The sequence below is a fragment of the Allocoleopsis sp. genome, assembly GCF_036703385.1.
Taxonomy (GTDB): Bacteria; Cyanobacteriota; Cyanobacteriia; order Cyanobacteriales; family Coleofasciculaceae; genus Allocoleopsis.
The window spans coordinates 1-4,023 of sequence record NZ_DATNPA010000494.1 but is presented as its reverse complement, the minus strand read 5'-3'; the positions used below and the strand labels follow the sequence as shown (position 1 = coordinate 4,023).

Sequence of the window (4,023 nt, the reverse complement as noted above, 5' to 3'; positions counted from 1 at the left end):
CAATTATCGACTCAAAAGCCTATATCTCACACTCATGAACTTATGCATCTCAATTATTTTTTATGCCCTCTACCAATTAGAGCGCTGGAGGTTGGCGGGAATAGGGCTAGCGGTTTGGCCTCGAAAATCCTTATTCTAAATGAGTGACAGCGAGTGCTAAGCAAAGCGCCGAGGAAAAAGCGAAAACATGGGACGCATATTTATTTCTGCCGGTCACGGTGGTATGGAACAAGGTGGTCGCGACTTGGGGTCGATTGTGGGCACCACGAATGAAGCCCAAGAGATGATTTTGCTGCGTGACTTAGTAGTGCCAGAGTTGCGATCGCGCGGGTTTGAAGTCCTCTCTGTCCCTGATGACTTGAGTGCGAGCCAAACTATACAGTGGATTAATGCTCGGGCTCGTCCTGACGACGTGGCGCTGGAAATTCATGCCGACGCCTTTTCCAATCCCGATGTCCGAGGAGCGACGGCCTTTTACATCGCCAACAACACCGAGCGCAAGAATCATGCAGAGCTGTTGCTCCTTGCTCTGGTTCGACGCCTCCCTCAACTGCCCAACCGAGGAGCAAAACCTGACACGGCGACCGGTATCGGTCGTATTTCGTTCTGCCGCGATACGACTCTCCCCTCAATCTTGATGGAAGTTGGGTTTCTCAGTAACCCAGATGATCGCAATTTATTACAGAATCGACGCCGTGATGTGGCTCTGGGGATTGCAGATGGACTCGCAGCTTGGAGTCGTGCGGTTAGCACAACAGGGAATGGCGATAGTGATTATGCTTCTATCAATATCAACATTAACAATCAGACCTATGGTGAAAAGGGTATCTTAATCAACAGCAATGCCTATATCCCAATTGACTTAGTCGATCGACTAGGAGTTGATTTGACCAATGATCCGAATGTTCGGCGCGTTCAATATAAGGGTGTGGTGTATGTCAAAGCGATTGAGCTACGGGACTATCACATCTCTGTCAGTTGGGATAATCCCAGCCGTACCGTAAGTTTGCGCTCAATTTTGCCAATCTGCCCCGGTCAAATTGACCGAATCATGGGACATGGCAATACCTCGGAGGTGCAGCTGATGATGTTCCTCAAAGCCAACAACGAGAGCGCCTTGACCCAATTTCCTGATTTACCCAAGCTCTATCGGGAGGAAGCAACGATTGAGGGTGTCAACTATGATATTGCCTTCAGTCAAATGTGTGTGGAAACGAACTACCTACGCTTTGGTGGCGAAATTAAGGCCAGTCAAAATAACTTTGGGGGTTTGGGAGCCGTTGGAGGTGGGACAGAGGGGGCAACATTCCCTAGTGCCAGACTCGGCGTTCGTGCCCATGTGCAACAACTCAAAGCTTACGCCAGTCTGGAGCCTTTGGTGCAAGAATCGGTAAGTCCTCGATTTCGGTTTGTCACGCGTGGTATTGCCCCTTTAGTGGGGCAGCTAAGTGGACGTTGGTCAGCGGATGTGAATTATGGCGATCGCATTATGGCAGTACTTAAGCGTCTCTATGAGTCAGCAGGATTGCTTTGAACGATAGGGTGAGAGGGTGAGTTGAGGAATCCTCCCCCTCTCAATTTGCTTGTCCCATCAGAGTAAAAGCAGCCCAGTTGATGGGTTGCGGGTATTCTTTCATCGTCGTCAGCATCGCCCTTCGCAGTGCTTGAGCTTTGTCGGGATTTGTCGCCAGATTCTGATAAAACTCCTTCATCAACAAACCTGTAGGAGCATCTGGCACCGACCACAGTGAGACAACAACACTGGGAACTCCAGAGGTAATCAACGCACGAGACAACCCAATCACTCCATCTCCTGTAATCTTTCCCCGTCCCGTGTTACAGGCGCTCAAGACTACTAATTCTGCATTCAGCTTTAAATTTAAAATTTCGCTACTTGTGAGAAAGCCATCATCGTCTTTGGAAGGAGCCAGTGCGATCGCACCCGGTACCCCTAGTTGGCGAATATCATCGAGTAACCCGTGAGTTGCCAGATGAATTAGTCGCGCCTTAGGCAGTTGTTGTACGATATCTACCTTGGTCGCTTGATTGCCAATGATGGCTTTGGTGTTTAAGAGTGTGGCGATCGCTTTGGCTTCCTCCTCAGCCGCAGGTAACGATTCGAGTTGCTCACTCTTATCCTCGTTCTTCAGGAAGGGCATTGTGGGATTACCGACAACCAAAGCATTGCTCCCTGGGAAAGAGCCAGGATAGATGCCTTTCAAGCGTTCTTTTTGCTGGTGGGTTAGCCCTAGCACCTGAATCGCAGGAGCACTCAAGATGGTATGTTTCTCTATCAGATATTGACCTGAGGCATCTTGTAGAGCCACAAAGGGTACTAAAAACAGGGAATCTTGAGGAATAAAAATGACATGAGCCTCTGGATTTTTGGGTAGGAATTCTGCAATGGGTTCAATCAACAGTTGATGGAGCTGTTTTCGTGCCGCCTCTCCTTGTTTGGCACTAATCGCATCTAACATGCGGCTAGTGGTTACCAGTGCAGCTAAAGCCGTTTGTTTCGTATTCTTGCTCGGCTGTTGCTGCTGCCAGAGAGGTTTTAAGTCACTGCGCCGAAATACTACTTCCCCATTAGGCTGAACGACCCAAATGTAGAGTTCTGATTCCTTACTTTCTCGCTTACCATTAATATTAAAATTATCAGAAATAATCGAGTATTCAACAATTGTGGCATTTTGCTGTTTAGCAACTTGTTGAATCTGTTGGATGTTGGGAGGAGTAATGGGTATTGAAGTCTCTCGATTGCCGCTCAATCGTCTGGATAATAGCTCGACAAAGGCGCGTGCCCGTCCTCGTTCTGATGCTTCTAGAGCTGCATTAATTTTATTCTGCTCACTCAGGGCTTGTTGGAGATTACGATAGGTTGCTGACTGAATTTCAAAGATTGATATTTTGTTGCCATCGTTATTACCTAATCCTGCCCGTAGAGATTCCCAAACTTCAACGCCATTGACTAACTGCCGTTCTGCTTCAATGAGTTGGCGTAACTGAAGTAGAGCATCACCAATATTATTCAGGGCGATACCTTCTCCCAAACGGGCACGAAGTTCCTGAACGATCGCTAAACTTTGCTGATGGTATCCCAACGCTTTGGCATAATCACCGAGAGATGAATAGGTAGTACCGAGATTGAGCAGCGCCTGTCCTTCTTGGAGGCGATCGCGAATTTCCCTGGCAATGACCAAACTCTGCTGTTGGTAATCAATAGCGCGTTGACTCTCACCCAAGGCAGAGTACACATTGCCCAAATTCCCCAACGCCTGTGCCTCTCCATAGCGATCGCTGATTGTTCTTACTAGCACCAAACTTTCTTCCTGATACTTAATCGCTTGGTTATAGTATTGTTGAGCTTTCTCAGAGTTTCCCCGCTCTTTGTAATAGTTTCCTTGAGCAAGGTAAGCATTACCCAGATTTCTTTTGGTCAGTCCCACCCACTGAGGTGCAGGGATGGCTGAGGTAATGGCTAAACTCTTTTGATAATAATTAATCGCTTTCTCGTACTCTCCAAGTGCACCATAAGCCGCTCCCACACTGCCTAAAGCGATTCCTTCTCCTAGGGGATTTTGAGTTTTCTTAGCAAGTTCTAATTGCTGCTGAGCATATTCCAAGGATTTGGCATAGTCTCCCAGCACAAAGGACGCGATCGCTAAATTGTTTAACGAAAGTTCCTCCCATTGGGAAGATTGTGATGCTCTGGCAACGGATAACGTCTGCTGATAGCACTCAACGAGTTGGCTATAGTCTGCCTGACGATGAGTCCCTACTCCCTTGTTGTTGAGAAACTCGACTTGTTGCTGGCACTCTTGCATTTTCTGGGCGACTGGTGAACTTTGCTGCTCATTTTGTTGCGAGGAAGCAACGGCAGTGCCTGAAATAGTTTGTCCTGATGAAGTCGAGGACGAATTGCCAGGATTTTGTGCCGTGGTAGTGGTATTGCCTCGATTAGTCTGTCCTGATGTGGTTGAGGACGAATTGCCAGAATTTTGCAAAGGAGTATTTGGAGTAGTT

Annotated in this window: 2 protein-coding genes; one reads left to right on the top strand and one right to left on the bottom strand. The window is 47.7% G+C overall.

Annotation, left to right across the window (positions count from 1 at the left end):
• The first annotated feature begins 187 nt into the window (after positions 1-187).
• Positions 188-1,534, top strand: coding sequence for an N-acetylmuramoyl-L-alanine amidase (locus V6C93_RS24280; RefSeq protein ID WP_333479248.1), 1,347 nt, complete (start codon positions 188-190; stop codon positions 1,532-1,534).
• A gap of 40 nt (positions 1,535-1,574) precedes the next feature.
• On the opposite strand, the gene V6C93_RS24275 is transcribed toward V6C93_RS24280, so the two are convergent.
• The gene (locus tag V6C93_RS24275; protein ID WP_333479247.1) at positions 1,575-3,824 is read right to left on the bottom strand and encodes a CHAT domain-containing protein; all 2,250 of its coding nucleotides are present in this window, start codon (positions 3,822-3,824) and stop codon (positions 1,575-1,577) included.
• Between the last annotated feature and the right edge of the window lie 199 nt (positions 3,825-4,023).